General features: G+C 59.7%; 25 protein-coding genes. 15 read left to right on the forward strand and 10 right to left on the reverse strand.

Features of this window, described 5'->3' with window-relative positions; genetic code table 11:
• On the reverse strand, positions 1-647 hold a 647-nt coding region (locus ACKVY0_RS20875; protein ID WP_409216782.1), incomplete at its 3' end, for a tRNA guanosine(34) transglycosylase Tgt.
• Between the two features lie 145 nt (positions 648-792).
• Between ACKVY0_RS20875 and ACKVY0_RS20880 the strand changes: the two genes are divergently transcribed.
• The 3 genes from ACKVY0_RS20880 to ychF all read left to right on the forward strand — a co-directional run bounded on the left by ACKVY0_RS20880 (position 793) and on the right by ychF (position 4,381).
• Complete coding sequence (locus ACKVY0_RS20880; RefSeq protein ID WP_409216783.1) at positions 793-1,740, forward strand: hypothetical protein; 948 nt, start codon at positions 793-795, stop codon at positions 1,738-1,740.
• A 75-nt stretch (positions 1,741-1,815) separates the two neighbouring features.
• On the forward strand, positions 1,816-3,195 hold the full coding sequence (locus ACKVY0_RS20885; RefSeq protein ID WP_409216784.1) for a FecR domain-containing protein: 1,380 nt from the start codon (positions 1,816-1,818) through the stop codon (positions 3,193-3,195).
• A gap of 70 nt (positions 3,196-3,265) precedes the next feature.
• Positions 3,266-4,381 carry a redox-regulated ATPase YchF gene (ychF, locus tag ACKVY0_RS20890; RefSeq protein WP_409216785.1) on the forward strand — a complete coding sequence of 372 codons (1,116 nt, stop codon included), beginning with the start codon at positions 3,266-3,268 and terminating at the stop codon, positions 4,379-4,381.
• A 63-nt stretch (positions 4,382-4,444) separates the two neighbouring features.
• Here ychF and ACKVY0_RS20895 read toward each other — a convergent pair whose 3' ends face one another.
• On the reverse strand, positions 4,445-4,978 hold the full coding sequence (locus tag ACKVY0_RS20895; protein ID WP_409216786.1) for a hypothetical protein: 534 nt from the start codon (positions 4,976-4,978) through the stop codon (positions 4,445-4,447).
• A 253-nt stretch (positions 4,979-5,231) separates the two neighbouring features.
• Between ACKVY0_RS20895 and ACKVY0_RS20900 the strand changes: the two genes are divergently transcribed.
• Together ACKVY0_RS20900 and ACKVY0_RS20905 are read left to right on the forward strand one after the other, a co-directional pair.
• A complete protein-coding gene (locus ACKVY0_RS20900) occupies positions 5,232-6,611 on the forward strand; it encodes a DUF1501 domain-containing protein (RefSeq protein WP_409216787.1) in 1,380 nt (459 codons plus the stop codon).
• 39 nt (positions 6,612-6,650) lie between these two features.
• Positions 6,651-7,631 carry a hypothetical protein gene (locus ACKVY0_RS20905; RefSeq protein ID WP_409216788.1) on the forward strand — a complete coding sequence of 327 codons (981 nt, stop codon included), beginning with the start codon at positions 6,651-6,653 and terminating at the stop codon, positions 7,629-7,631.
• Here ACKVY0_RS20905 and ACKVY0_RS20910 read toward each other — a convergent pair.
• The 4 genes from ACKVY0_RS20910 to ACKVY0_RS20925 all read right to left on the reverse strand — a co-directional run bounded on the left by ACKVY0_RS20910 (position 7,607) and on the right by ACKVY0_RS20925 (position 8,771).
• Entirely contained in the window at positions 7,607-7,993 is a 387-nt protein-coding gene (locus ACKVY0_RS20910; RefSeq protein WP_409216789.1) for a type II toxin-antitoxin system VapC family toxin, read from the reverse strand. The genes ACKVY0_RS20905 and ACKVY0_RS20910 overlap by 25 nt on opposite strands.
• The gene (locus ACKVY0_RS20915) at positions 7,990-8,205 is read right to left on the reverse strand and encodes a hypothetical protein (protein ID WP_409216790.1); all 216 of its coding nucleotides are present in this window, start codon (positions 8,203-8,205) and stop codon (positions 7,990-7,992) included. Before ACKVY0_RS20915 ends, ACKVY0_RS20910 begins: the two co-directional genes overlap by 4 nt.
• Before the next feature lie 70 nt (positions 8,206-8,275).
• Positions 8,276-8,596, reverse strand: a complete 321-nt coding sequence (locus ACKVY0_RS20920) for a type II toxin-antitoxin system PemK/MazF family toxin (protein WP_409216791.1) — start codon at positions 8,594-8,596, stop codon at positions 8,276-8,278.
• On the reverse strand, positions 8,580-8,771 hold the full coding sequence (locus ACKVY0_RS20925; RefSeq protein WP_409216792.1) for a hypothetical protein: 192 nt from the start codon (positions 8,769-8,771) through the stop codon (positions 8,580-8,582). Before ACKVY0_RS20925 ends, ACKVY0_RS20920 begins: the two co-directional genes overlap by 17 nt.
• Before the next feature lie 29 nt (positions 8,772-8,800).
• On the opposite strand from ACKVY0_RS20925, the gene ACKVY0_RS20930 reads away from it, so the two are divergent.
• The 5 genes from ACKVY0_RS20930 (at position 8,801) to ACKVY0_RS20950 (ending at position 17,566) form a co-directional block, all read left to right on the forward strand.
• Entirely contained in the window at positions 8,801-10,999 is a 2,199-nt protein-coding gene (locus ACKVY0_RS20930) for a DUF1549 domain-containing protein (RefSeq protein WP_409216793.1), read from the forward strand.
• 13 nt (positions 11,000-11,012) lie between these two features.
• A complete protein-coding gene (locus ACKVY0_RS20935; protein ID WP_409216794.1) occupies positions 11,013-11,285 on the forward strand; it encodes a hypothetical protein in 273 nt (90 codons plus the stop codon).
• A 281-nt stretch (positions 11,286-11,566) separates the two neighbouring features.
• A complete protein-coding gene (locus ACKVY0_RS20940; protein ID WP_409216795.1) occupies positions 11,567-15,187 on the forward strand; it encodes a c-type cytochrome domain-containing protein in 3,621 nt (1,206 codons plus the stop codon).
• Positions 15,188-15,786: 599 nt separating this feature from the next.
• Entirely contained in the window at positions 15,787-17,160 is a 1,374-nt protein-coding gene (locus tag ACKVY0_RS20945) for a Gfo/Idh/MocA family protein (protein ID WP_409216796.1), read from the forward strand.
• 169 nt (positions 17,161-17,329) lie between these two features.
• The gene (locus tag ACKVY0_RS20950; RefSeq protein WP_409216797.1) at positions 17,330-17,566 is read left to right on the forward strand and encodes a hypothetical protein; all 237 of its coding nucleotides are present in this window, start codon (positions 17,330-17,332) and stop codon (positions 17,564-17,566) included.
• A gap of 142 nt (positions 17,567-17,708) precedes the next feature.
• On the opposite strand, the gene ACKVY0_RS20955 is transcribed toward ACKVY0_RS20950, so the two are convergent.
• Complete coding sequence (locus tag ACKVY0_RS20955) at positions 17,709-18,932, reverse strand: glycoside hydrolase family 71/99-like protein (RefSeq protein ID WP_409216798.1); 1,224 nt, start codon at positions 18,930-18,932, stop codon at positions 17,709-17,711.
• Positions 18,933-18,983: 51 nt separating this feature from the next.
• On the opposite strand from ACKVY0_RS20955, the gene ACKVY0_RS20960 reads away from it, so the two are divergent.
• A complete protein-coding gene (locus ACKVY0_RS20960) occupies positions 18,984-20,051 on the forward strand; it encodes a serine hydrolase domain-containing protein (RefSeq protein WP_409216799.1) in 1,068 nt (355 codons plus the stop codon).
• A gap of 9 nt (positions 20,052-20,060) precedes the next feature.
• On the opposite strand, the gene ACKVY0_RS20965 is transcribed toward ACKVY0_RS20960, so the two are convergent.
• The gene (locus tag ACKVY0_RS20965; RefSeq protein WP_409216800.1) at positions 20,061-21,326 is read right to left on the reverse strand and encodes a serpin family protein; all 1,266 of its coding nucleotides are present in this window, start codon (positions 21,324-21,326) and stop codon (positions 20,061-20,063) included.
• 83 nt (positions 21,327-21,409) lie between these two features.
• On the opposite strand from ACKVY0_RS20965, the gene ACKVY0_RS20970 reads away from it, so the two are divergent.
• The gene (locus ACKVY0_RS20970; RefSeq protein WP_409216801.1) at positions 21,410-21,850 is read left to right on the forward strand and encodes a RidA family protein; all 441 of its coding nucleotides are present in this window, start codon (positions 21,410-21,412) and stop codon (positions 21,848-21,850) included.
• On the opposite strand, the gene ACKVY0_RS20975 is transcribed toward ACKVY0_RS20970, so the two are convergent.
• Positions 21,847-22,410, reverse strand: a complete 564-nt coding sequence (locus ACKVY0_RS20975; RefSeq protein ID WP_409216802.1) for a Uma2 family endonuclease — start codon at positions 22,408-22,410, stop codon at positions 21,847-21,849. The two genes, ACKVY0_RS20970 and ACKVY0_RS20975, sit on opposite strands and share 4 nt — an antisense overlap.
• A 95-nt stretch (positions 22,411-22,505) precedes the next feature.
• Here ACKVY0_RS20975 and miaB point away from each other — a divergent pair, with 95 nt between their 5' ends.
• Complete coding sequence (gene miaB / locus ACKVY0_RS20980; RefSeq protein WP_409216803.1) at positions 22,506-23,864, forward strand: tRNA (N6-isopentenyl adenosine(37)-C2)-methylthiotransferase MiaB; 1,359 nt, start codon at positions 22,506-22,508, stop codon at positions 23,862-23,864.
• Positions 23,865-23,987: 123 nt separating this feature from the next.
• Here the strand turns inward: miaB and ACKVY0_RS20985 are convergent, their stop codons facing one another.
• The gene (locus ACKVY0_RS20985) at positions 23,988-24,914 is read right to left on the reverse strand and encodes an FHA domain-containing protein (RefSeq protein WP_409216804.1); all 927 of its coding nucleotides are present in this window, start codon (positions 24,912-24,914) and stop codon (positions 23,988-23,990) included.
• A gap of 199 nt (positions 24,915-25,113) precedes the next feature.
• Here ACKVY0_RS20985 and ACKVY0_RS20990 point away from each other — a divergent pair, with 199 nt between their 5' ends.
• Both ACKVY0_RS20990 and ACKVY0_RS20995 read left to right on the forward strand, forming a co-directional pair.
• On the forward strand, positions 25,114-25,842 hold the full coding sequence (locus ACKVY0_RS20990) for a hypothetical protein (protein WP_409216805.1): 729 nt from the start codon (positions 25,114-25,116) through the stop codon (positions 25,840-25,842).
• Between the two features lie 53 nt (positions 25,843-25,895).
• The coding region (locus tag ACKVY0_RS20995) for a PHP domain-containing protein (RefSeq protein ID WP_409216806.1) at positions 25,896-26,667 on the forward strand (772 nt) is incomplete at its 3' end.

Consider the following 26,667-nt stretch of genomic DNA (forward strand, 5'->3'; position numbering starts at 1 on the left):
CCATCAAAGCCGATCGCCACCAGCTCCCGCGCTGATTTTTCACGCAGCTCTTTATAGACACTGCCCTGCACGATCCCGAAGTGTAACTGCGCTCCACCGCCCGTCTGCGGCCGGTGTTCATCAATCCAAGCCCGGCAGCGCTTGGCCCAACGCAGGGTCAAATCGAGGCTCTTCTCGGCTTCTTTAGCCTCGCACGGATACGGCGTGCATTCATCAAACAGCATCGCGATGTCCGACCCCAGCGTCGCCTGGATCTCCATCGAGGTCTCCGGCCCCAGAAACATCGGCGTGCCATCCAGATGGTTTTGGAAATAGCAGCCCTCCTCTTTGATTTTCCGCAGCTTTGCCAGCGAGAACACCTGAAAGCCGCCGCTGTCGGTCAAAATGGGCCGGTCCCAGTTCGAGAAGGCGTGCAGCCCGCCCGCCGCCTTCATGATCTCCATCCCCGGCCGCACAAACAGGTGATACGTGTTCCCAAGGATGATCTGCGTCCCCAGCGCCTTCAATTCATCCGGATGCACCGCCTTCACCGTGCCCTGCGTCCCCACCGGCATGAACACCGGCGTCTCCACCACGCCATGCGGCGTCGTCAACCGCCCGCGACGTGCGCTGGAGGATGGATCGGTGGCAAGAAGCTCAAAAGACATGGGTTAGCCGCAAAAAGGGCGCGGAGTGTCGCTGATGCACGAGAAAGCGCAAGCCTCACGAAACAAGCATTGACGACTGTGAGTCCGTGCCATAAAAACCGTGCGCATGTCGCCGAGCAATCCCTTCCCCGCTCTGGTTCTTGTCATGATCAGCAGTCTTACCGGGACCCTTCCCAGTCTGGCGCAAAGTCCTACCGTGGACCGGGCGATGATGGACCAGACCGTTCGTGCCGCCCTGCGCACGCAACGGCAGGCCACGCGCAGCGCAGCGGCTGCCACGCCCGGCAGCCAGCAGGAATTGGATCTGCTCGATCGTGAATTCGGCCTGCAAAGCATCAGCGGATTGGTGCGGCAGGAGCCTGAGCAGTGGCTGCTGTCGCTCGAGACCGCCGGGTTTTTCACTTCCAACGCCGCCTTGAGTCCTACCGCAACGGTTTCCGACTGGGTGGGGCGGCCCGGCCTGCGTGCTGCGTGGTTCCCCAAACTTTCGGAGCAGGTCTCACTGCTGGCGATGACCCATTACTCGCTCTGGCGCTATGCCGAGCAGCAGCAGCTCGACTTTGATGACTTTGGTGGCCAGTTCGGGCTGCAGTACAACCACGGCCAGGGGCAACTGCCCGGCGGCATGTCCCGTTTCACCGGCTGGGCGCAGTATCGCTACAACCGTCAGAATTCCCCATGGAACTGGGGCAACCGGTTCTATGAAGCGCACTTTTTAGAGGCTGGCTTACGTCAGGGCTGGGCGATCGCCTCCAGCGTCAGCACCTGGCTGGGGGCCAATGCTGCCGTCAGCGTCGCTGGCGGGCCGGTGGACTTCCGTCGTCATGAATACAGTGCCCAGGCCGGAGCCTTGTGGCAGATCACGCCGCGTCTCTCGACCACGGCACTGTATCGCTTCGCCTGGTTCGACCACGCCGAAGTCAGCCGCACCGATCTCAATCACCTGCTGTTTCTGGGACTGTCGTGTCAGGTAACCACCCATTTCAGGGCGGACCTGTTTGTCAGCGGCATCTTCAACCACTCCGACGTCAACGCGTTTGACTACCAGGCACTGAACACCGGCTTAGGACTGGTCATCTCGCATGCTTGGTGATGTTTTGACAGCGGGATTGACACTGCATCCGTTTTTCTGGCATAAATCCATAATCAACCCATTCAAAACCCTCCCATGAAACAACTTTCTTCTATCATTCCCCTGATCGTCGCGGTTCAAACCACGGCTCTCATGGCCGGCTCGCTCACGCTTAGCAGCGGCAATGTGCGAACCCAGGGCAATCAGGTGGTCACAGGTGCGGGAGCGCGTGCGGAGGCCACCGTGGACCAGCGTGGCAGCGTGGTCCGGCTCGGCTCCAACACAGCAGCCCAAGTCGGCGACCGGGGCGACATCTCGCTCACCAAGGGAGTTGTGTTGGTTTCCTCTGGCGACGGCTTCCTGCGCCGTCCAGCGGTGCAAGTGAGCACACCGCAGGGGGATGTCACGGTGCGTGGTTCGGCCATTGTGGCGGCAATGCCGGACGGTTCGGTGAAAATGACCTGCCTCGAAGGCAGCGCTCGCGGTGCCTTGGGAGGTCAGAACATGGCCCTCAATCCTGGCAACTTGATCGTGCAACGCCCGGAAGGCACCCGGGACACGGTGCAGGTGAACCTGAACACCCTCACGCATTCCAGCGCGTTGCTCGACACCGCCAGCTTCAAGCAGCAACTGTCCGCCGCCCCCGAGATCCGCCAGGAAGTGGCGCACCAAGCGCAGGCGCTCGGCGCTACTCTAACGCTTGCGCGCAACGACAGTAAGGGCACGCAGACGATGACGATCAATGCTGATGGCAGCGCAAACGAAATCCAGCTCGGCGAGTTCAAAATGGCTGAGGTGAAAAGTGACGGCCCCGGCCTGCTGACGCGCATTTTCGGCACTGGCAGCTTGGAAAGCAAAACCGACGGCAATGCCAATGTCCTCGGTCCACCACTGCAAAGCCAGAATAGCACTACTTCGTCAGCTTCAACGGCGAGCCTGCGTATTTCCGGCGCAGTCTCTGGCAGCAATGTTTTCCTCAGCGGCTCAGCAGCGCAGAACCAGGCGACCAGTCTTACCATGGTTGACCTATCGGCAGGAAGCGTACTCGTCAACGGCAGCACCGCAGAATTTGCCGCCCTGAATATCAATTCTGGCGGCACTGTCATCCAAAGCGGCACGGTCCCTGCCATCCCACTCAACTCCATTTCATCACAAGGGCTGCTTCGGGCTGGCAATGGAGCAATCGTGATCACCAACGCCTTGTCGAACCCGCAGGGATCGGAGCCAACCAGGGTCGTCGTCGGTTCTGGTTCTTTGGTGCTTTCGGGAGCTGCTGCCCAGCAGTTTACCAGTGGTAATTTGACTGTCACCGGCACTGGCGGGGTGACGTTAACCCCCATCAACAACAACGGTGGCATCATCTTCACGAATAACACCGCGGTCAGTGGAGGTGCTTCTTCCGCTCCCACCGGCGGCCCAGGCACTCCGGCTCCTACAGGCGGCACTCAGGTTCCCACGGCTACCACGTTGCCGTGACCCTTGAATTTAGGTGCCGACGCAGAGCAGGCTTGCGCAGACGTGGCACACCGCTACTCTCGCCGCCCTTATGCTCAGAGCCGGTATCGTTGGTCTTCCAAACGTTGGTAAATCCACCCTTTTTAACGCAGTCACCCGCACCCGCAAGGCGGAGGCGGCGAACTACCCTTTCTGCACCATCGAGCCGAACACCGGCGTCGTGACCGTGCCGGATGAGCGCCTCGCCGTGCTCTCCAAGCTCTCCGGCTCGCACAAGCTCGTCCCTGCGGCCATCGAGTTCGTCGATATCGCCGGTCTCGTCAAAGGCGCGAGCCAGGGCGAAGGCCTCGGCAACAAATTCCTCAGCCACATCCGCGAAGTCGATGCCATCGTGCATGTCGTGCGCTGCTTTGAAGACGGCGACATCACGCACGTCAGCGGCACGATTGATCCCGTGCGCGACATCGAGGTCATCAACACCGAGTTGATCCTTGCTGACATGGACGCCATCCAGCGCCGCAAGGACAAAGCCGAAAAGAACGCCAAACGCGGCGAAAAAGACGCCAAGGCCGAACTCGCCCTCTGCGAGAGGCTGATCCCGCATTTCGACGAAGGAAAACCCGCCGTCACACTCGAATGCACCGATGACGAGCGGAAGCTGCTCAAATCCTTCTTCCTCCTCAGCTCCAAGCCCTGCATCTTCGCCTGCAACGTGGCCGAGTCCGAACTCGCTGCCGCCACCAACGACCCCGATGGGCATCGTTTCGTCGGCAAAGTGCGTGAATACGTGAAGCACGCGCACGAAGCCAGCGCCGTGGTCGTCAGCGCCGCCATTGAAAGCGAACTCACCGACCTCTCCGCTGAAGATGCCAAAGCCTACCTCGCCGACATCGGCGTCGATGACAGCGGTGTCTCACTCTTCATCAAAGGCGTCTATGCCCTCCTCGGCCTCCAGACCTACCTGACCACCGGCGAGAAGGAAACCCGCGCCTGGACCATCGTGAAAGGCATGAAAGCCCCGCAGGCCGCTGGAGTCATCCATGGCGACTTCGAGCGCGGCTTCATCGCCGGTGAAATCGTCCACTACAACGACCTCGTCGAACTCGGCTCCAACGCGAAAGCCAAGGAAAAGGGCAAGTGGCGCATCGAAGGCAAAGAATACGTCATGCGCGACGGCGACGTCGTCGAGTGGCGCTTCAATGTGTAAGGAAGACGGACATTCTTGTCCGTCCGAATCGAACCTTGCGCCGGTACTGGCATCGCCATTCTATTACTCTGCCCACACGCGGCCCTGTCCTGTGCGGAACGAACGCTCCAGACTGCCAAAGAGCGAGTTTAGCGTCGCTTCTTCCTTGAGCACGAATTCAATCGTGTGCGCATGCGTCGATGCCGGGTAGTTTTTCACGACCTTGGGAGTTGTCAGTTCGGGCGAGACACGGCCAGCGGCTTGTTCGAACATACCTTTGGCTTTTTCCAAGGCCTGCGTGCCTGCACCCAGCGTGCTGCTGCCGGTCTCCGGCTTGTAAGGCTCCAGAAAGTAAAACCGCACAATCTGCGCGGAATTGAGCGTGAGATTGACCTCCACCACTCGTGCCACACCATCGGAGATGTACTCGTGTTTGGACAAGGCGATGATCGAGTTGCAGCGCACGATGTAGTTGCCGCCCTTGAGCCTGCCGTCCCACAGGCCATCACGCGTGACCTGATCCTGCTGGGGTTGTGTTGGGGTGGTTTGTCCCGGCGTAGTCTGGGCGTGGAGCGAGACGGTCAGCAGCAGCGAGAGGGCGATGAGGATGGTTTTCATGAGAGTGGCTTTTAGACTAGCATGCCACGCGGAGGATTGAACACTCATTTCTTTGGCACGATTGCATCACATAAAACGCACCTTTGCCGCAGCTCTGGCAATGAGGCGCATTCATGGCGCTGAGAATGCCGAAAACCGGCTCCGACAGCAACAATACACCGCCTGAACCCGCCAAAGCCAAAGTGGCATCGTCCATTTAGATACTGCTCCGGTTGGCGTATGAATCAGCAGTTCAACCTCAACGCGCACCATCATGTTCAAATTCACTGACAAAGGCTCCGCCACCACCTGCGATGGCGTGACTCGCCGCGACTTCCTTTCCGCTGGCGCTTTGAGCGCCATCGGCCTCACGATGCCCGGCTTCGCCAAATTGAAGGCCGAAGGCAAGGTGGACCCGAAAAAAGGCAACAAGGCCTGCATCATGATCTTCAATCTGGGTGCGCCGAGCCAGCAGGATCTCTGGGACATGAAGCCGGATGCGCCAAGTGAGATTCGCGGCCCCTTCAAACCAATCCGCACGAAGAGCAATGCCTTTGAGATCTCCGAGATCCTGCCGTTGCATGCCAAGATCGCCGACAAGTTCAGCCTCGTGCGCTCCTGCTACCACACCGCCGCCGCCGTGCATGACACGGGCCATCAGATGATGCAGACGGGCCGTCTTTTCACCGGCGGGGTGAACACACCGCACGTCGGCAGTGCGCTGGAGTTCTTGCAAGGCCGCCGCAGCGATCTCCCGGCTCACATCATCCTGCCCGAGTCGATGGGACCCACCGGCGGCAATATGCCTCACGGTCAGGACGCGGGTTTCCTTGGCAAAGCGTATGATCCCTTCGTCCTCAATGCCGATCCGGCCGTGAAGGACTTCAAAGTGCCCGATCTGCTGCCGCCAAAGGAAATCGGCGACGTGCGCCTCGAACGTCGCAAGCAGATGCGCGAGCTGGTGGACAGCAGCGTGCGTAATTTCGAGTACAGCGAGCAGGCGAAGCTCATGGACTCGAACTTCGAGTCCGCCTACCGCATCATGACTAGTACACAGGCCCGTGAGGCCTTCGATCTCACCAAAGAGCCGCTCAAAGTGCGCGAGCGCTACGGTTTGAACCGCTTCGGCCAGAGCTGCTTACTTGCGCGTCGTCTGGTCGAGCGCGGCGTGCGTTTCGTAACCGTGAACACCTTCATCACCGTCTTTGGCGAGATCACCTGGGACATTCACGGCTCCAAACCCTTCACCAGCATCGAAGGCATGAGAGACATCGTCGCGCCGATGTACGATCAAGGCTACAGCGCCCTCATCGAGGATCTGTTCCAGCGCGGCATGCTCGACGACACCATGGTCACCTGCCTCGCCGAATTCGGTCGCACGCCCAAGATCAATCCCGCTGGCGGTCGCGATCACTGGCCGAACTGCTGGACCGTGAACTTCGCCGGCGGCGGCGTCAAAGGCGGCGAAGTCATCGGCAAATCCGACGACATCGGCGGCTACCCCACCGAGCGCCCCGTCGCCCCCAAAGAAATCGTCGCCACCATCTACCAAGCACTCGGCGTCGATCTCCACACCGAACTCCCCGGCCCGCAAGGCAGACCCTATCCTGTCGTCGATTTCGGCACGCAGGCGATCAAGGAGCTGTTTGCGTAAATCATTGGAGCGCGGACGCCCTCACCCGCCAATCTCGCCATGACCTTATACAACAAACGACGGCTACTGACATTCCTGGGCTTGCTCAGCGTGGCTGCCGTCGGGCTGGAGCTTCACAGTCGCCTGCTTACACGTTTATGGAGGTTGCCTCAGGTGCCTCAAGAAAACGCGAGACAGGAAGAAGAGATCCCGCAGGGTTTTGCCCGCTACCCATGGTACAAATGGGAACCTCATCCGACTTCTGAATTGCCAGCCACAATCCGAAAAGTTGAGGGCAAAATCAGCCTCAAAGTAGGAGGCTACGGAAGCGATACCTTCAGCCAGGAGCTTATCCAGTCGGGGCGCGCACCGATCTATCTGATCAACGATTCTGATCATGATCTTCAAGTGCCAAGCCAGGATGGTGACATCTACCTCCGCCTGGAAGCCAAGCTGGATGACGGCAGGTGGCACCGTGCCCAGTTCCATCAGCATAGCGGATGCGGGAACAGCTATATCCAGCACGACCTTCCTGCGCATCAGTTCGTCTGCATTTTTGGCCACAGTCCGAGTTCGGGTAAGCGATCCTACGTCCGATACGCCATTCACAACGGTGCCGATGACATACTGGTCACTGACGAATTCGACGGCCACTATTCGACAGATGATCTGACGCTGAGCGAATTCGATGACATGGCACTTTCCGAGGCAGACGTTCTCACTTTGCGGTCATTTCTGCTTCGTGAGTCGAGACCGTCGCTTCTGCATTATAACCAGCGACTTGAGTATCTGCGAGCCACGGCATGGCATTCGCTAACCAGTGGCAAGCATGATCTGGACGCTGCCATTTCGGCTGCCAAAGAGATACAGGTGTTTGACCCGACTTTATCTGTTCCAGGCAACTTGGAAGTGACGCTCAAAACTTGGACTGCGAGCAGACAGAGGGAACGCGCTGAACTCCAGCGGCTCCACGGTTTCTACTTCGCTAATAAAACGGTAAGCGGCGCGGCAAAGCCTCACCAAAACAAAGGAACACCGTAAGCCGGAAACTCCGAGTCACACGCCACCAAATGAAATCCGCCCGTCAACGTCTGTGCAATGATCATCCGGTCGAAAGGATCGCGATGATGCATGGGCAGGCTGTCGAGTTTCAGGATGTCGTCGTAGCTGATCGAAAGCAGACGAAGACGGTTCACGCGGGTTTCTTGGTCGATCAGATCGGCCAGCGGAGCGCCCAGCTTCAGCTTGCCGAGTTGGATCTTGATTTGCAGTTCCCAGACACTCGCGTGGCTGAGCCAGATCTGATTCGAGCGGTCGCTCAGCGTCTGCCGGACATGCGCTGGCAGCTTCGGGCTGTTTTCGTTCCACCAGATGAAGGCGTGCGTGTCGAGCAGGTAGTTCATGCGTCGCGGCCCAGCCAGAATTCGTCAGGCAGCGGAGCATCGAAATCGTCCGCCACCTGCCACTTGCCCTTGCCGAGGCCGGAAACTCGCGAGCCTTCGGCGTTCGCTTGGTTTTCGACCGAAAGCTCCGCCTTGAGCCAGCTCAGCAGCGAACGCTTCTCCGCCGCCGGTAATCCCGCCGCTGCGATCTCGATTTCAGCCAGTGTGCTCATGCTGGCACCTTAAATTCCGCCCCTGATTCATGCAACTCCGCATCTCCAGCCTATTCGCCAGAAAATAAACTCAAATGCCCAGCCGATCTCCCAGCCTCGCCTTGATGCTAGCAAATTCACTGTCCGTGAGTCTGCCAAGATACCGCTCAAACCGCGCTGACGGGACGGAGTTGATCTGCTGCAAGTGGAACGCCCCAGACCTCAAAAAGGGCTTTGGAACGACCACCTGCCATGGATTGTCGTCTCGGAGTGATGTCGTGTGCGCAACGATCGATACCAAAGTCAACTCGTTGTCCGCAGGCTCGCCTGTCAGCGCCAGTGCGGGACGAATCTTGCCTGCGATGCCCAGATCAACGATCCAGACTTCCCCTGGGTTAATTCTTTGCCGCATCAGCCGCCTCCATTTCGTCGAGCATCTGAAAACTTGCCGCCGCGCACGCCTCTGCCCACTCCACCGCCTCACGCTCCGCAGCGTCGTAGTTCAGATCCATCGCTTGTTCGATGATCTGCTTTCGCTCCTCATGAGAGAGCTTCGGCAGTTCGGCCATGATTTGAGTCGCACTCATAGCCAGATTTTAACCGCCCCTTTTTGATAATGCAATACCGCCGTCATCTCATCTTGCTTGTCCTTCTCAGTTCGACGCTTCACGCCGCCGAGACCCCGTCTTTCCGCAACACCATCCAACCGATCCTCACGCGTTATGGTTGCGCGATGGGCGCGTGTCACGGTGCTGCTGCCGGTCAGGGCGGTTTCCGTCTCTCGTTGCGTGGATTCGATGACGAGGGCGACTGGATCTCGATCACGCGCAGCGCGAATGGCCGCCGATTGACGATGGAAGATCCGGCGCGCAGTTTGTTCTTGCTCAAAGCGACCAAGATGGTGCCGCACAAGGGCGACAAGCGCTTCGAGGTGAACTCGCCCGAATACAAAGCCATCGCTGACTGGATCGCCGCTGGTGCGCCGGGGCCGAAGGCGGATGATCCACGCATCGTTTCGCTGGAGGTCTCGCATCCGCATCTTGTCACGCAGGCGGGCAAAACGGTGCAGCTCAAGGTCACGGCGAAGTTCAGCGACGGACGCAGCGAGGACGTCACGCGCTGGACCAAATACAACGCCACCAATGCCAGCGTGGCCACTGTCGATGACTTCGGCCTCATCAAAACCACCGGCAGTGGCGAGGGCAGCGTCAGCGCGTGGTATCTGAGCCGCCTCGCGCTCGCCACCATCACGATTCCGAACGCCAGCAACGTCGATCCCGCCGCGTTCGCCGCGCTGAAGCCGCGCAACTTCATCGACGAACTCACGCTGAAAAAACTGCGTGAGTTGAACATCCCGCCTTCCGTCCGCGCCGAGGATCATGAGTTCCTGCGCCGCACGTTTCTCGATACCATCGGCGTGTTGCCAACGCTCGATGAAACCCGCGTCTTCCTTGCCGACAAGACCGCCGACAAACGTGACCGCCTCATCGACTCGCTGCTGCAGCGGCCTGAGTTCGTCGATTACTGGTCGCATCGCTGGAGCGATCTGCTGCTCGTGAACGGCGACAAACTCATGCCGGAGGCGATGTGGTCGTATTACAATTGGATCCGCCGCCACGTCGCCGCGAACACCCCTTGGGACGCCATGGTGCGCGATCTCCTCACCGCCACCGGCAGCACGCTCGAGCATGGCGGCGTGAATTTCTTCGTCCTCAACGACGAACCCACCAAGTGCGCCGAGACCGTCAGCATCGCCTTCCTCGGCACTTCCATCGGCTGCGCGAAATGCCACAACCACCCGATGGAAAAATGGACCAACGAGCAGTATTACGGCTTCGCCAATCTGTTCGCCCGCGTCCGCACCAAGAACGGCACGCAGGCCGACGAGCGCGTGCTGTTTTCCGACACGCAGGGCGATCTCGTCGCCCCGCTCACTGGCAAACCGCCGCCGCCGCGCCCGCTTGATGTCACCACGCCCATCTCGATGACTTCCACTGAGGATCGCCGCATCGTGCTCGCCAATTGGCTCACTGGTGCCGACAACAAACTGTTCCAACGCGCCATCGTGAATCGCGTGTGGGCCAACTTCTTCGGTGCCGGCCTCGTCGAAGCCGTCGATGACCTCCGCGTCACCAACGCCGCCAGCAACGAAGAACTCTTCGCCACCGCCTGCGCGCATCTCGTGCAGCACAAATTCGATCTGAAGGCTCTCATGCGCACCATCCTGCAAAGCGAAACCTACCAGCGCAGCAGCGTCACGCTTCCTGAAAACATCACCGATCTCCGCTACGGCTCGCACTACGTCCCGCGTCGTCTCAAGGCAGAAATCCTGCTCGACACCATCTCGCAGGTAACCGCCGCGCCCACGACGTTCAAGATCGACAAACGCAACGCCAACAAGGGCACCAGCGAAAGCTACCCCATGGGCTTCCGCGCGCTGCAACTGCCCGACAGCAACATCGCCAGCTACTTCCTCAAGAGCTTCGGCCGCGCCGACCGCGTCGCCACCTGCGAATGCGAGCGCACCAACGAACCCAGCATGGCCCAGGCCCTCCACATCGCAAATGGCGAGACCCTGAACCTGAAGCTCTCGCAGAAAGACAACCACCTCGACGCCCTCCTCGCCAGCAAGCAACCCGACGCCAAGATCATCGAAGAAGCCTATCTTGTGACGCTCACCCGCGAACCCACCGAACGCGAAATCGCGAAAGCCACGCAGCTTCTCGCCACCGCCAAACCCGAAGACCGCCGCACAACACTGGAAGACATCTTCTGGAGCTTGATGGGGTCGAAGGAGTTTTTGTTTAATCACTAAATCGTAGAGCCTCATGGACCTCGAACAAGCAGTTCAACAAGTCAGCTCCAAGGAGTCGTTTCTGGAGTTTGTCGGCCTGCTTTGTGCGGATTGGGAGAACTCGCAGGAGGTCGAAAAGACCACGCCGTCTTCTCCATACGGGCCTGCCGCAGCGGGATGGGAGAATCCGAGGCTTGGACCTTTTCTCGGAGCGTTATCGGCCTGGGGTATGAGTTCACGAGTCCCAGATGAAGCTAACTGGCGTTCGTTTGCCGAGATGCTACTCGCCGCAAAATACTATGAGTGATCTTTGGCCCAAAGCCCAAGCCCAACGGGCTTGCGTCATGCAGCCCAGGGTTCGCAGAACCCTGGGTATCAAGTCACCCCACGTCTCCATCCCGCTGAACCCCAACGGGGTTCCGTCCAAGGTAGAGCGATCCAGCATCTCCGCATCGCGCGACAGCGTCCTGGAGTGCTCCAGCTCTCTGGAGCTTTTCGCAGGCCTGTGGACACTCGAAAGCGCCGGAGGGCCGGCGCACTCCAAGACGCTGCCGCGACCTTTTACACCCTCGAATCACTCGTGAATCCATGAAACGCCTCCTCATTATCTTCCTGACGGCCTTCGCCACCACCCACGCCCAAACTGTGGACTACACGAAGCAGATCGCCCCGCTTTGGGACACCTACTGCATCGACTGCCACAGCGCGGACGACGCCGATGGCGAATTTGTCTTGGACACCTTCGCAGCGCTGATGAAGGGCGGGAAGGAAGGTGCCGCCATCGTCGCGGGCAAAGGCAGCGAGAGCATGCTCGTGAAGTTCCTCGAAGGGCGTTCGGGTCGCGGCGGAAAAAACGAATTCATGCCGCCGGGCAAGCGCGAGAAGCTCAAGCCGGAGGAGATTGCGCTGATCAAAGCGTGGATCGATGCAGGCGCGAAAGGCCCGCTCGTTGCGGAAGGCAAACCGATGCCGAAGGAGGTCATCACGCCGAAGATCATGCCCACGGTGCCGCCGAAGCGCTCGATTCTGGCCGTGGCGTTTTCGCCGAAGGTGCAGCTCATCGCGGTGGGACGTTATGGCGAGGTGGAACTGCTCAATCCGGTCACGCGGGCGGTGATTCGCAAGCTCACCGGCATCAAGGGCAAGGCCAACGCCGTCGCATTCTCGCCCGATGGCGACGCGGTGTATGCCGCAGGCGGCGAAGCCGGCATCGTGGGCGAGGTGAAGCGCTGGAATACGAGCGACGGCACCTTGCAGCAGTCGTTTGAAGGGCATCTCGATGCCGCGTATGCGCTCGCTGTGTCGCCCGATGGCAAACTGATCGCCACCGGAGCCTACGATCAAAAAGTCCGCCTCTGGGACACGGCCACGGGCAAGGAAGTCACACTGCTCAAAGGCCACAACGGCGCGGTGAACGGCCTCTCGTTCCGCCCCGATGGCAAGGTGCTCGCCAGCGCCAGCGCAGACCGCACGGTGAAGCTCTGGAGCATCCCTACCGGCTTGCGACTCGACACGCTCTCGCAGCCGACGAAGGAGCAAACCAGCGTTGTTTTCAGCGCCGATGGCAAACAGCTCTTCGCCGCCGGTTCCGACAATCGCATCCGCCTTTGGAACATCAGCGCCGATGCCAAGGAAGGCACGAACAAGATCGTCACCAGCCGCTTCGCGCATGAGGGCGGCATCCTGCGGCTCGCGTTGTCCCTCGACGGCAAACTGCTCGCCTCCACCTCGACCGACAAGTCGCTCAAACTCTGGAACACGGCCGATCTCACCGAAAAACTCCCGCTCGAAAAACAGCCCGACTGGTCCTCCGCCCTCGCCTTCACCGACAAAGCGCAGCTCGTCGCCGGACGCATCGACGGCAGCCTCAGCGTTTATGAATCCACCACCGGCAAGACCGTGACGGCCCCCGCGCCTGCCAAACCCGCGATGGTTGCCAAAGCGACTAAGCCCGAACTCACGCGCATCACACCTCGCGCCGCGCACATCGGTGACGAGATGCTGGTGACGCTGACGGGCAAGAACTTCACCGAAGACACGACTGCGATGGCCTCGAATCCGGGGATCAAAGCGCAGCTCGTCAAAAGCTCGATCAAGGCGACGAGCGCACGATTGAAGATCACGGCTAGCGCCGATGTGCCACGCGGTGCTTATGATGTCTGGCTCAAAAACCCCGGCGGTGAATCCGCGAAGCTGAAAGTGTATGCCGATGAAATCGCGCCCACCGTCACGAAGGCGACGGATTTCAAAGAAGCGCCGGTCGCCATCGCAAAACTACCAGCGAGTCTGTGGGGCACGCTCACGGAGATCGGCCAGCATGACGCGTATCGTTTCACCGCGAAGGCAGGCGAGGAACTCGTGCTTGATCTTGGCATCGCACAGGTCGCCAGCACGGCGAAATCGCCCACGCTGGAGATCATGGACACGAACCGCACCGTCCTCGCCGTGAATCGCGGCCTCGACAGCGGCAGCGATCCCTTCCTCGCCTGGAAAGCGCCCGCGGATGGCGATTACATCGTGCTCGTGAGCAACACCACGATGGATGGCAGCGCGGATCATGCGTATCGCCTCACCATTGGCGCACTGCCGTATGTCACCGCGTGGTCGCCGCTCGCCGCACAAGTCGGTCAGGACACGAACGTCACGCTCATCGGCCACCATCTCGGCGACAAAGCCAGCGTGATGATGAAAGCCGACAAAGAAGGCCTGATGAACGTGCCGCTCGATGCGAAGACGCTGCGCTTCCGCTCCATGCCAGTGCTGCGTGTGAGTGGACGCACGCATGTCGATGGCACGACAACGCATGAAGTGACCGCGCCCGTGACGATCAACAGTAGCTTGGCTCTCCAGAGCCGAGTCGAGCGTCCCCAGAATCCCGCCTCTGGAGAGACGGGCTACTCTTTCACCGCGAAAAAAGGCCAGACGTGGATCATCGAGACCCTCGCTGCCCAAGCCGGTTCTCCCGCCGACACGAAGCTCGACATCCTCGACGCGAAAGGCCAGCCGGTGCCGCGTGTGATGCTTCAATCCGTGCGCGACAGCTACAACAACTTCCGCAGCGTCGATGCCAACAACCCAGACATCCGCCTGCAAAACTGGGAGGAGATGGAGCTCAATGAGTTCGTCAATTTCAATGGCGACGTGATGAAGATCGTGCGCATGCCACGCGGGCCGGACGGCGGCTGCTTCTTCTACATCAACGGCGGCAAACGCCGCGCCTACTTCGACACCAGCGCCACCTCGCACTCGCTCGATGAACCTTGCTACGTTGTCGAGCCACGCCCCATCGGCAGCCAGATCGTGCCGAATGGACTGCCCGTCTTCACCTTGAACAACAGCAACGACGACAGTGGCGACCGCAAGCTCGGCAGCGACTCGCGCCTCGCCTTCACCGCGCCTGAGGATGGTCGTTATGTCGTCAAAGTCACCGACACGCGCGGCTGGAGCGGCGAACGCTTTGTGTATGCCCTCACTATCCGCGAGCCGAAGCCCGACTTCAGCGTCAAACTGGCCGGCATGAACCCCACCGTCATGCCCGGAGCCTCCATCGGCTTCTCCTTCCGCGCGGATCGTGTCGATGGTTTCGACGATCCGATCCAGATCGACATCACCGGCCTGCCACTGGGTTATTTCGCCTCCTCACCGATCCTCATTGAAGCTGGGCACGATTTGATCAGCGGATCACTCCGCGCCGCGCCCGATGCCAAAGCGGATGCCGATTGGAGCAAGCTCAAGATCACCGCGACAGCCAAGGGCATCACGCACGACGCTGGAACCTTCGGCAAAGTCACGCTCGGTGCCGCGCCGAAGTTCATCATCGCCATGGAACCCGACAACGGCGGCAAAGCCGTCATGCGCGAGATCAAGGACGAGACCAAGCCGCTCGAAATCACCCTCGTCCCCGGCCAGACCGTGAAGGCCTGGATTCGCGCCGTCCGCCAGGGCAACGACGGCCTCATCAACCTCGACGTGCATGGCCTGCCGCATGGCGTCATCGTCGATGACATCGGCCTCAACGGCGTGCAGATCCGCGAGAAAGAAAACGAGCGCCCCATCTTCTTCCGCGCCGCCAACTGGGTGAAGGACCAGGACACCCTCATCCACGCCGCCCTCAGCTCCGCCCGCAACGAACACGATAGCGCCGGATTGCAGACGTGCTTTCCGATGCTGCTGAAGATTCGGAAGTCGTCGGGCGTGGCCGTGAGATGAACGTACAGTGAAGGTCGTTCAAGGCCAACATCGCTTTTGAGATAATCAGTTGATCAGGTAGCTACGGACGCATTTGATTGGCCCGTCGCAAACAGGGCAGTGGAGATTGCCATCGGGATCTTTGAAAACTGGCCAACGACCATCTTCTGTTTTTGGCTTCTCGACACCGATCAAACTGCCCAATGTTTTGCAGTGGTGGCATACGAAGGACTCAAGAGGGGGAATGTTTTGAAAGCTTCCTGCTTTGATCCATTTCCTCGGCAACGTATGCATTTCTTCTGAGGAACGAAATGGACTTAGCAGAGCGAAAAGCTCCGAAGTTCCAGTTTTACGGTCTTCGGAGTCGTGTGAAGTCCTACAAAACCTGAACTGATGCATGGTGCCACACGACCTGCACACCCAGTTGCCTACCGCTCCCGTTGTTGTCGGATGTAAGAAGCTATCGATCGAAAATGCTAGCGGACACGTTTCACAGAAATATTCACGCATATGTCGAAGAATAACACTTGGCTTGTTGTCGGCAAGGCATTGCCAGTTTGCCCTGTGTTGCTTGTGCTTTAGGACAGAAGCCCGCAATTCTCTGCGTTCAAGCAGGCACCATGAACCGCCGCCGCTTTCTTCAACAATCCCTCGCCTCATCAGCTTACGTTTCCGCGCCTGCCATCCTGAGCGCGAATTCGCCGAACTCGATGTTTCAGGTGGCTTCCATCGGTGTCGGCGGGATGGGCGGTGTTACGATGATGAGCGTGCTGCAGCATCCCAAAGTGCGCCTTGTCAGCATGTGCGATGTGGATGCGAAGACGCTCGAACTGGCGCGTGGTGGCAACGCGACTCGCCGCAAAGAGTTGCAGGACCCCGATGCGGCGACGCGATTGGCGGATGCTGCGGTGTTTCGGGATTATCGCGAGATGCTGGCGAAGCTGGGCGACACCATAGACGCGGTGACCATCGGCACGCCGGATCACATGCATGCGGCGATGGCGGTGACGGCGTTGCGGGCGAAGAAGCATGTCTATTTGCAGAAGCCGCTCACGCACCACATCCACGAGGCGCGGATTCTCGGCGCTGAGGCGGCGAAGGCAGGCGTGACGACGCAGATGGGCACGCAGGGGCATTCGAGCATCGAGACGTCGCTGGCGGTTGATCTCATCAAGAGCGGGGCCATCGGCAAGGTGAAGGAAGTCATCTGCTGGGAGAACAAGAAGGCGCCTTGGTGGCCGAAAGTCACCGAACGCAAAGCACAGGCTGATCCGGTGCCGGAGAGCATCGATTGGAACCTGTGGCTCGGCATCGCGAACGAGGTGCCGTTTCTCGAAGGCGCGTATCATCCGTCGATGTGGCGCTCGTGGGCAGACTTCGGCGTCGGCATGATGGGCGACATGGGCTGCCACTACTTCGATGTCGTCTTCGCCTGCCTCGGTCTCGCAGCGCCGAAGCGAGTCCGCTGCCTCGACGAGGGCAGCAAAGGAGATCTGTATGCTCAGAAGCGTCATCTCGAACTCGAATTCCCCGGCACGCCGCTCACCGCGGGCGACACGATCAAGATGACCTGGAGCGACGGCGGTTATCCGTATGACAGCCGCGTCATCAAGCCCGGTGTGCTCACCAAAGACACGCCGAGCGGTATTTTCTTCATCGGGGAGAACGGCGGCATCTTCAAACCGCACAGCCAGCGCCCGTGGCTGGTGCCGGAGGAAAAATTCACTGGCCACACCTATCCGAAGACGCGAATCGCCAATCACTACACGGATTGGGTCGATGCCTGCATGAAGGGCGAGAAGGCCGCCACTGATCTGCCGACGTATGGCTGCCCGGTGACGGAAGCCGTGCTGCTCGGTGTGCTGGCAGAGAGAAATCCCGGCAGCTGGATCGATTGGGATGCTGCGGCTGGCCTAGTGACGAACAAGCCGGCGCTGAATGCTCAGCTCGTGCGAAAGTATCGTGAAGGATGGAGTGTGGAAGGCCTGGGGTGATCGTGAGACGCTCGGCGGAAGGCTGACGACATCCGCTACGGTAGTGGCGAGCGTCAGTCCGCCTTCATCGCGCCACTGCTTAACATCCACAAAGCAACCGCAAAAAACAGCGCAAGATGATCATCGCCGACGTTGCGCTTAGGCAATGCCGCCGTAGCATCCGGGGTTCATGAGCGCGCACGAGCACAAACCAGACTCACGTCTGAAGCAGGCGGAGAAGATCGCCACCCATCCCGAGCAGTACAAAGTCTGCGAAGGCTGCGGTTCCATCGTGGTGACGCGTGCCGTCACCTGCCCGAGCTGCCATGCCTACATGTTCGACAACACCCCTGTGCGTGTGATCGCCCAGGCGAAGGAATTGGCCCTGCGCGCTGCGAACTCGGTGCTGGCGTCGGATCTGTCGTGACGGAGCGCGAGTATTCTACTCGCCTGACATTCCTGCCGCGTGGAATGCTGCCAAAAGGTGGAAAAGGGAATGGCGTGAACAAATTGTACACGCTAGGCGAGACAAGTGGCGAGTAGGCTTCGCCATACTCGCGCTCCACGATTCAACGCGCTGGCATTTCGTTCGATGATTCCCCACTCAGCAATTTGCCGAGCATGCCGGTGAGCCAGAGATAGTGATCGTTTGGCAGACTGGGTTCGGCAAGGAATCGACTGTCACCCACAGGTGGCTGATTCATGGTTTTGAAAATCGCCGTGCCTTCGTCCAACTCATCAAACATGGCGACGTAGAGCATCTGCGAACCGGCTTGTTTCGCTGCTACCGCCTGTGACCAGAGAAACTGGCCGCCAAGACGCGGAATGGCATCAAACTTGGCCTCCTGACCGCGTGACTTGGAGAGATTTTGCCAACTGAAGCCGGGGAAGATCACGGGCAAGTAGTCGAGCTTGTGCTCCGCGCACCATGCGACATCGGGTTTGAGGATTTTCTCAACCCGATTGGCTGCGTCCTGTGGCGTGGCAAGTCTGCCCACAGCCCAGGGGCTGACGATGTCAGCGCGGGCGATGAGTTCGTGGAGTTTGGGATCCTTGATGCAGTCGTGATCGAGCGTGCGCCAGTAGTAGGGCACGCCGAGCATGATGGCGCAGCCGTCATCGTGCAAAAACGTGATCAAGCGTGACCATTCGTCGAGCAGCGGCGCACGATCGTTGAAGCCGAGGCCCCAGAGGGCGACGAGCGGCTTGCCGTGATGATGGAAATACGCGGGACCATCGCGTTCGAGGCGTTTCTCGGCGATCAGGCGCTTCCAGTCGTCGATCACGAGCTGGATGCCGTCGTCTTTGATGCCGCTGAGGTCATACATAAGCGTCAGGCCGCGCCCATTGGCTTTGGCGGCGGATTGGCAGTGCGCGAGAACTTGATCCATCGGCTCGCGAAAGCGTTTGTCGCGGGTGGTGCTGGCGAAACGCTGAACGAAGGCGCCGTCGATGCCGTAATCGCGCATCCATTTGAAATGAAGCTGCACGACGGACTCGCGCACGGAACTGAAGACCTCGGCGGTGCGGCCGTCGGTGAGCTTGAACGGCGTGGCGAAGCGGTCCTGCGGTGGCAGTTCACTCACATCCGGCCACATCTCGATGTGCGCGTGTCCCGGCTCAAATTTTCCGCGTGCGGCGTAGTGATGCCAGCCGTTGTTGCTGCCATCGCCTTCGCAGCGGAACCAGCCCTGATAACCGCAGACGACCTTGCCGAGGACTGTGCTGGTATCGACGACCTGGGCGTGGATGCAGCAGGTGAGCAGGGAAAGCAGCGCGAGGGATTTGACCATGCGGATGTTTTCATTGACGAAAGGGAGGCGTCAAGGTGTGATGATGCCCGTATGAAACGACGCGCTTTTGTGGGTTCTCTGGCTGCATGGCCGGTCTTTGCGGCTACGCCGGAAAAATCTGAGGCGAAATCGATACGCGACATCGCGGAAGGTTTTCTTCACGAGCATGGCATCCAGGGCCTGTCGATCGCCTACGGGCGTGATGGCACGGTTGAATTCGAACATGGCTACGGTTTTGCCGACACCGATGGCAAAGAGGCGGTGACGCCGGAGCATCGTTTCCGCATCGCCAGCGTGTCGAAGCCGATCACGGCCACCGCGGTGATGATGAGCGTCGAGAAAGGCCAGTTGAAGCTCGACGACAAGGTTTTCGGCCCGCAAAGCGTCTTGGGCGATGCGTATGGCTCGAAGTTGCCAGAATCCGTGCTCGCCATCACGATTGATCATCTGCTCACGCACACCAGCGGCGGCTGGGCGAACGACAAGAATGATCCGATGTTCAAGAACGCGGCGATGAAGCACGACGAACTCATCGCGTGGACGCTGGCGAACCAAAAGCAGACGCACAAGCCGGGCGAGCACTACGCGTATTCAAACTTCGGCTACTGCGTGCTCGGCCGCGTGCTCGAAAAAGTCACCAAGTTGCCCTATGAGACGCTCATCACACAGCAGGTGCTGTCGAAATGCGGCATCACGAACATGAAGATCGCCGGAAACACTTCGGCGGAGCGCCAGCCGAAGGAAGCGATGTATCTCACCGAAAAGACTGGCGCGGCCTATAGCATGAATGTGGTGCGCATGGACTCGCACGGCGGCTGGATCGCCACGGCGGGCGATTTGGTGCGCTTTGCATCGCAACTGCCGAAGCTGCTGAATGAGGAATCGATTCGCACGATGACCACGGCCATGAGCGCGAGCTACGCGCGCGGCTGGAACGTGAACAAGGTGCCGAACTGGTGGCACGGCGGTTCATTGCCCGGCACGAGCACGATCATGGTTCACACCGCCAAAGGCGTCTGCTGGGCTGGTTTGATGAACGGCCGCAAGGAAGGCATCGGCCTCGCGCTGGACAAGCTGATGTGGCAGATGGGTGGCGTGGTGAAGGCGTGGGGGCTGTAGCGGCGCGCCTCATTTTTTGGATGCTGGTCGAACTCGCTGGGACGGAGGGCCGCTTATACTCGGTGATCCTGGAGCCGGATCGGACAGACGGCCGAGGAACAGGCATGCGCCGGAAGGAACGTGCTGAATCATAAACAAGAACGGGTGATCGGCTTTGACGACTTTGTGCGGCCGTTCACGCGGCACGCCGTTTTTCGCCCTGATGATTGTCGATGTCGCGGCGGCGGCTTTCGTGCCGTCTTCGTCGAGTTCGATGAAGGTGCGATGAAACAAGTTGGAGACATGCACGCTCAGCTTGGCCGCAGCGACGACCATGCGTGAAAAGTCCGCTTTCTGCCTGTCAAACATTTCGCCTGCGCCCAATGCCGAAAGAGTTTGTTTGAGGCTCGTGACCGGCGATGCCATGACGATGCGCGGCAGTGACAGCCGAACTTCGGCGGGAGCAAGCTTGGCGCATTCTGACAGCAGTTCTCCGGTGAGCTGCTGTTCCAGCGCCGCGAGGCCGTCCATGGCGTCAGGCAGGATCACCACAAACTGAAACGTCCCGCCCGCATACGGCAGGGCGGCGATCTGGAAGCCGGGTTCCTGCGCGTAACGCAACGCATGCTGCTTGAACATCAGCGGCACCGTTTTGGCATGAGCCGCATCGATATGGAACGGCTGGTCTGTCGTCAGTGTCTTGGTGAACTGCTCATCCCACGGCATGTCGAAATACACGGCGTTGACCAGCACCATGAGTGTCAGGGGATCAAGCGCTCCGGCCGGGACGATTTCGGGAATCTTGGCGTTCGTCTGCTGGCTGATCCATTGGTTGATCCGTGCGGTCTCTCCCTGGGCATCGTGAGCGAAATCTGCTGGCGTGGCTTCGGCGGCATAGCTGGAGCGGGTGATCTCCAGCCAGCGCTGTTGAAGCGCGAGACTCCTGGCGACAAAGAGCTGGTTAACGGTGCGGAGATCCATGGGAACACCAGCCGCTGGCTTCATCCGCAGCGCCTGTTGCAAACTTTGGAAGCCCAGGTGCAACGCCGGTTCATCACTGCCGAAAGAGAGGGCTGTTCTCATGGCCTCGTGTGTTTTTCCATCGGCTCCCGCATAAACCATCGCGAGGTTCGTCTGAACCGACCACGGTGACACAAGAGCATTGCCTGCTGGCAGGAGGCGGTGATGCGCTGCCGCGAAATCATTGACCGCTTTGACTGCCGGCGCGGCTGCGTCGAGTTCGGCCGCGTTGAGGTTCAGCATCGGCAGGACGAGCAACCAGTGGAGAATTTTCATGTGCCCAGCATGACGTAATCAAGCCCTGTTTTGCAATTTTCATTTTCCAATTCGTATTCTGCATCCACTTCTCACTCCCAACCATGACTCCCCAGCAAAAAGCAGAATCCCTCGGCCTCGTTTTCGCGAAGCAACCGCCCGCGTATTTGAACCTCTGCATCCGCAGTGGCAGTCAGCTCCTCACTTCCGGCCATGTGAGTGACTTGAAGGGCAAGCTAGGCGCGGGTGTCTCGACCGAAGATGGCTACAAGGCGGCGAAGAATTGCGCGGAGAAGGTGCTGCGCTCGGTGTGGGACACGCATGGCACGCTGGACGGCCTGAAGGTGATCAAGGTGCTCGGCTGCGTGAACTCGACGTTGGAATACAGCGATCAGCATCTGGTGATCAACGGCTGCTCCGACCTGCTGCACGAGATTTTCGGCAAGGAGGGCGACGGCTACCACGCGCGCAGCGCTCTGGGCTTTGCGCAGCTTCCCACCGGGGCAGCGGTGGAGGTTGAGGCGATCTTTGAGATCAAAGCTTAAACGCCTGCATAAAGCTCGCTCAGCTTCACGCGGAATTCTGGGAGCACCGTGCTGGTTGCGACATCGGCGATGATGTCGTGGCCGGCATAACCGGAGGAAGATGGCCGGGTGAAGATTTCGATGCTGCGGCTCTCGGGGAGCACCAGCCAGTATTCTTTGACGCCGGCTTCGGCATAAACCGCCGCTTTCGAGCGGTCAGTGTCTTCGGTGGAGACAGACACTTCGATGATGAGTTCAGCGGTAATGGGATGCTTGTCAGCGAAGTCGGCCTCCTGGCCGCGAATCAGGGCGAGATCAGGCTCCGGTTCTGAATCGGCGCAGGTGATGGGGTCTTCCTTTTGCAGGAGAAAGTCGGCAGGGAGCTGCTGGCGGAGCCATTGCTCCAGAAGCCGCACGAGGCGGACATCAAGGCGTGATTTAGGCATCTTTTCAAAGATCACACCTCTGAGCAGCTCTGAGCGCTCCGAGATCATCCCGCGCGCGCCGAGTTCATGATAAGCCGCCACGCTCAAAGGCAGAACGCGTTCACGGGCTTGCGGGGAATCCAGGACGGTGGGCATGGGAACTGCAGGAACGATGTCATCAGGGGCGGGTTTTGTCGATGGAATCCTCCGCGTTGTCTTTTTAGCGGCAGAAGCTACCCTCCGCGCTCTCAATGCCACGCGTCCATATCAAGACTTACGGCTGCCAGATGAACGAGCGCGACACCGAGCAGGTGTCGCAGATGTTCGTCGAGCGCGGCTATACCATGACGGGGACGGATCTGGATGCGGATGTGGTGTTGATCAACACCTGCTCCGTGCGCGATCAGGCGGAGCAGAAGGCGCTGGGGAAGATGGGCATGGTGCGGCGGCGCAAGGTGCCGCTGGTGACCGGATTCATGGGCTGCATGGCACAGAGTCGTGGCAGTGAGCTGGTGAAGAAGGCGAGCGTTGATCTCGTCGTCGGCACGCAGAAGTATCACCGCGTGGTGGATTATGTGGATGAGATCATCCGGGCCAAGGAAGCGCGGCAGATGGACGAAGAGCGCTTTTCCATTGTCGATGTCGATGAGGAAGAGGCCTCGCAGAACACGATTCGTGATCACACGCTGAAGGAAAAGCAGGCGAGCGCCTTTGTGAGCATCATGCAGGGCTGCAACATGAAGTGTACCTTCTGCATTGTGCCCTACACACGCGGTGAGGAGCGCGGCAGGCCGATCGCGGACATCGTGGAGGAGGTGCGGCGACTCGCGGATCGTGGCGTGAAGGAAGTGACGCTGCTGGGGCAGATCGTGAATCTGTACGGCAGGCATGAATTTCCCGTCGTGGACGGCAAGAGCCCCTTCGTGCAACTGTTGGAGGCCGTGCATGAGGTGCCGGGCATCCAGCGCATTCGTTTCACCAGTCCGCACCCGATTGGCTACAAGAAGGATCTGATCGAAGCCTTCACTTATCTGCCAAAACTGGCCGAGCATGTGCATCTGCCGGTGCAAAGCGGCAGCGATGCGATTTTGAAGCGCATGCACCGGCCTTACACGGCGGCGAAGTTTACGGAGTTGGTGCAGCGCATCCGCGCCGCACGTCCAGACATCGCTGTGACGACAGATGTGATCGTGGGCTTCCCCGGCGAGACGGAGGAGCACTATCTGGAGACGCGGAAGCTCTTTGAAGACATCCGTTTCGACAACGCCTTCGTGTTTCGTTACTCGAAACGCCGTGGCACACCGGCGGCGGAGATGGAAGAGGCCACGCAGGTGCCGGAGCGCGTCAAAGAGGAGCGCAATCAGGATTTGCTGGCGCTGGTGAACCGCATCGCGCTGCCGATGTATGACGCGCTCGTGGGCCAGGAGGTCGAGATTTTGTGCGAAGGGCCGAGCAAGACGAATGAGGCGCGTCTCACGGGGCGCACGGGATCGAATCGAATCGTGGTGTTTGAAGGCAACCGTGATCGCCATGTCGGCGAAATCTTCAAGGTGCGCATCACCGAGGCGGCGAACTTCACCTTGTTCGGCGATCCGGCGTTATTGGCATGAGTGCGAAGCTGCAAATCGAGCTGAAACCTCTCGCGAGGGCGCAGGTGGCGTCGTTTTCGCACGCCGGATGAGCGAGTGGCTGTTCTACCGCATGACGCGGGAGGACATGGCCGGTCTGCTCAATCAGATCGACACTGTCGGGAAATCCAGCAGCGAGTAAACTTCGACCGGCTCCGGCTGACCTTTGACAGGGTGGATGCCGGCATTTTGAAAGAGCTGCAGGCCTTCCGGCCAGTCTTTGAGAAAGGGCGCACCGGCGAGCACCGGCACCTGCAGTTTGCGGGTGAGGCTTTCGATGCGGAAGGTCACATTCACAGCCTCTCCCACGGCGGTGTTGACGCCACGGCCCATGGCACCGAGGGCAACGTCACCGATGTTGATGCCGATGTGACAATGAACTTCGAGGTTCATGTTGTCGCGCAGCCACTTGCGCTTCGGGGATTCGTGGGCATCGGGACCGCTGAGAAGCTTGGCCGCCTCGGTGGCCTTAACGCGCGTGGCGATGTCGTCGCCCATCCAGTAGGCAAAGACGCCGTCGCCAATGAATTTGTCGATGATGGCATCGCGGGTTTTCAAGACCTGCTCGCATTGCGCATACCACTCGCGCAGCATGGCGGCGACTTCTTCGGCGCTGAGCTGGGCGGAAATGGTGGTGAAGTTGCGCAGGTCGCCCACCAGCAGGGTCGCACGGAGAGTTTTGACCGGCAGGGCGATGGTATGCAGCGACTGCGTGCTGACGTTGCTCGACTCGCTTGCCGGCCGTTCCTCGTCCTGGCTGTCGAAGATGAAGATGCTGGTGCCGAATTGAACGCGGTCACCATGCCGCAGCGCACGCGCGGTGGTCACGGCCACGTCATTGACGAAGCTGCCGTTGGCACTGCCGAGGTCGGAGACCCAGAAAAGCTGCCCATCACGGCGGATGGTGGCATGCTGACGTGACACGCCGCCGTCCACCAGACGGATGCTGGCATCCGGGCTGCGGCCGATCAGGTTGAAGTCCTCGAGAACGATCTCGAGCTCTTTTTCCAGTGATTTAAGTGTGGCTCCCATGCGGGTGGTAAACTGAATATCCTTTTGAATCAATTTGCGCGCCTTAAGTCAAGCGCGGTCGTGCTCTAGCTACAAGGTTTTTCGCAGGTTCTTTCTCGGGTTTTCCTTCCGTTTTGAATTCAACACATCAATTCCGTCACATTTCCGGTGCCTAAGACGATCAGATTTGCCATCGCCGCAGACATGCCCACCATCAACCATGCTTTTTCACTTTAGACGCGGACATTTCCTGCAACGCGCTTTGGCGGCACTTCTCGCAGTCATCAGCGTGGCGCAGGCCCATGTGGTCCCGAATATGACCGTCGAGGCGAATTTCGCCGCCGACCGCACCTACACCCTGCAAATCAACGTCGATCCACGCATCTTCCTGGCCGCTGACCCCACGACGCTGCCGCCCGTGCCTGGCTCATGGTATCGGGAGCAGACACCCGAGCAGAGAGCCACCACGCATCAAAAAGCACGGGAATACCTCTCCGGTGCGCTCGGTGTGCTGTTTGGAGGTCAAAAAAGCGTCCTGCCCGACTGCGAGATTCAGGCCATCGACGGCGCTGACAACAATCCACTCAAAGCAGACACCCAGGAGATTCATCTGCTCGCCACTGCCAGCGGCCGGCTTCCTGAAACTGCGACCACCTTCCAGATCGACTTCGCCAAAGACGCGAACACCACCCTGATCCTGCTGCATACCCAGGCTGGAAGAGCCGAACCACGTCCGCAGGTGCTTTTCCCAGGCGAGACCAGCCGGGCGTTCCAGCTCAAGACTGCGGAAGCCCCCGCACCACCTCCAGCATCGCCGCCTGAGACATCAAACCCACTGTTCCTCCTCATTGCTCTCTCGATCACGATCATCTTGGGCATCGTGGCGTGGCAGATGTTGAATCGCCATCGCCACCATCATCGTGCTCATCGCAAGCCAGGCTCGATGTGAACAACTCGTCCTGTTAATCCGGCCCACATCCTGTTAATCCTGTCCCCCGCCGAATGCCCGACTCCTTCGTCCACCTCCATCTCCATACCGAATACTCGCTCCTCGACGGAGCGGTGCGCATCGACACGCTGATGAAGCGTGTGAAGGAGCTGGAAATGCCCGCCGTGGCGATGACCGACCACGGCAATCTCTACGGTGCCATCGACTTCTACATGGCGGCGAAAAAGGCCAAGGTGAAGAGCATCCTCGGGTGCGAGGCCTACCTCGCGCCGGGTTCGATGCACGACAAAAAAGAAGTCACCGGCCGCAAACGTGCCTCGCACCTCACGCTGCTCGCCGCCAGCAACGAAGGTTTCGACAATCTCTCCAAACTCATCACCAAAGGCCACCTCGACGGCCAGTGGTACAAGCCGCGGGTCGATAAAGACGCCCTGCGCGAGCATGCGAAGGGCCTCATCTGTCTCAGCGGCTGCATCAACGGCGAAATCAACGAGTTCCTGCTCTCCGACCGCAAGGACGAGGCCGAAAAGAGCCTGCTCGAATTCCGCGACATCTTTGGGCCCGAGAATTTCTACCTCGAAATCGCCGACCACGGCATGGAGCAGCAACGCCGCAGCACACGGCAGATGATCGAGTGGGGCAAGGAATACGGCCTCAAGACCGTCGCCACCAACGATGTGCATTTCCTCAACCGCAGTGATCACGAGTCGCACGACATCATGATCTGCATCGGCACCGGTGCCAGCATCTACGACCAGAGCCGCATGACCTACTCCCCGGAGGTCTATTTCAAGACCGCCGAGGAAATGCGCGCGCTCTTTGCCG

The sequence above is a fragment of the Prosthecobacter sp. genome, from assembly GCF_046154365.1.
GTDB lineage: Bacteria > Verrucomicrobiota > Verrucomicrobiia > Verrucomicrobiales > Verrucomicrobiaceae > Prosthecobacter.

Coding starts and splice junctions, on each gene's coding strand:
- ACKVY0_RS20880 (WP_409216783.1), top strand. CDS start 793: ATGATCAGCAGTCTTACCGGGACCCTTCCCAGTCTGGCGCAAAGTCCT.
- ACKVY0_RS20885 (WP_409216784.1), top strand. CDS start 1,816: ATGAAACAACTTTCTTCTATCATTCCCCTGATCGTCGCGGTTCAAACC.
- ychF (WP_409216785.1), top strand. CDS start 3,266: ATGCTCAGAGCCGGTATCGTTGGTCTTCCAAACGTTGGTAAATCCACC.
- ACKVY0_RS20895 (WP_409216786.1), bottom strand. CDS start 4,978: ATGAAAACCATCCTCATCGCCCTCTCGCTGCTGCTGACCGTCTCGCTC.
- ACKVY0_RS20900 (WP_409216787.1), top strand. CDS start 5,232: ATGTTCAAATTCACTGACAAAGGCTCCGCCACCACCTGCGATGGCGTG.
- ACKVY0_RS20905 (WP_409216788.1), top strand. CDS start 6,651: ATGACCTTATACAACAAACGACGGCTACTGACATTCCTGGGCTTGCTC.
- ACKVY0_RS20910 (WP_409216789.1), bottom strand. CDS start 7,993: ATGAACTACCTGCTCGACACGCACGCCTTCATCTGGTGGAACGAAAAC.
- ACKVY0_RS20915 (WP_409216790.1), bottom strand. CDS start 8,205: ATGAGCACACTGGCTGAAATCGAGATCGCAGCGGCGGGATTACCGGCG.
- ACKVY0_RS20920 (WP_409216791.1), bottom strand. CDS start 8,596: ATGCGGCAAAGAATTAACCCAGGGGAAGTCTGGATCGTTGATCTGGGC.
- ACKVY0_RS20925 (WP_409216792.1), bottom strand. CDS start 8,771: ATGAGTGCGACTCAAATCATGGCCGAACTGCCGAAGCTCTCTCATGAG.
- ACKVY0_RS20930 (WP_409216793.1), top strand. CDS start 8,801: ATGCAATACCGCCGTCATCTCATCTTGCTTGTCCTTCTCAGTTCGACG.
- ACKVY0_RS20935 (WP_409216794.1), top strand. CDS start 11,013: ATGGACCTCGAACAAGCAGTTCAACAAGTCAGCTCCAAGGAGTCGTTT.
- ACKVY0_RS20940 (WP_409216795.1), top strand. CDS start 11,567: ATGAAACGCCTCCTCATTATCTTCCTGACGGCCTTCGCCACCACCCAC.
- ACKVY0_RS20945 (WP_409216796.1), top strand. CDS start 15,787: ATGAACCGCCGCCGCTTTCTTCAACAATCCCTCGCCTCATCAGCTTAC.
- ACKVY0_RS20950 (WP_409216797.1), top strand. CDS start 17,330: ATGAGCGCGCACGAGCACAAACCAGACTCACGTCTGAAGCAGGCGGAG.
- ACKVY0_RS20955 (WP_409216798.1), bottom strand. CDS start 18,932: ATGGTCAAATCCCTCGCGCTGCTTTCCCTGCTCACCTGCTGCATCCAC.
- ACKVY0_RS20960 (WP_409216799.1), top strand. CDS start 18,984: ATGAAACGACGCGCTTTTGTGGGTTCTCTGGCTGCATGGCCGGTCTTT.
- ACKVY0_RS20965 (WP_409216800.1), bottom strand. CDS start 21,326: ATGAAAATTCTCCACTGGTTGCTCGTCCTGCCGATGCTGAACCTCAAC.
- ACKVY0_RS20970 (WP_409216801.1), top strand. CDS start 21,410: ATGACTCCCCAGCAAAAAGCAGAATCCCTCGGCCTCGTTTTCGCGAAG.
- ACKVY0_RS20975 (WP_409216802.1), bottom strand. CDS start 22,410: ATGCCCACCGTCCTGGATTCCCCGCAAGCCCGTGAACGCGTTCTGCCT.
- miaB (WP_409216803.1), top strand. CDS start 22,506: ATGCCACGCGTCCATATCAAGACTTACGGCTGCCAGATGAACGAGCGC.
- ACKVY0_RS20985 (WP_409216804.1), bottom strand. CDS start 24,914: ATGGGAGCCACACTTAAATCACTGGAAAAAGAGCTCGAGATCGTTCTC.
- ACKVY0_RS20990 (WP_409216805.1), top strand. CDS start 25,114: ATGCTTTTTCACTTTAGACGCGGACATTTCCTGCAACGCGCTTTGGCG.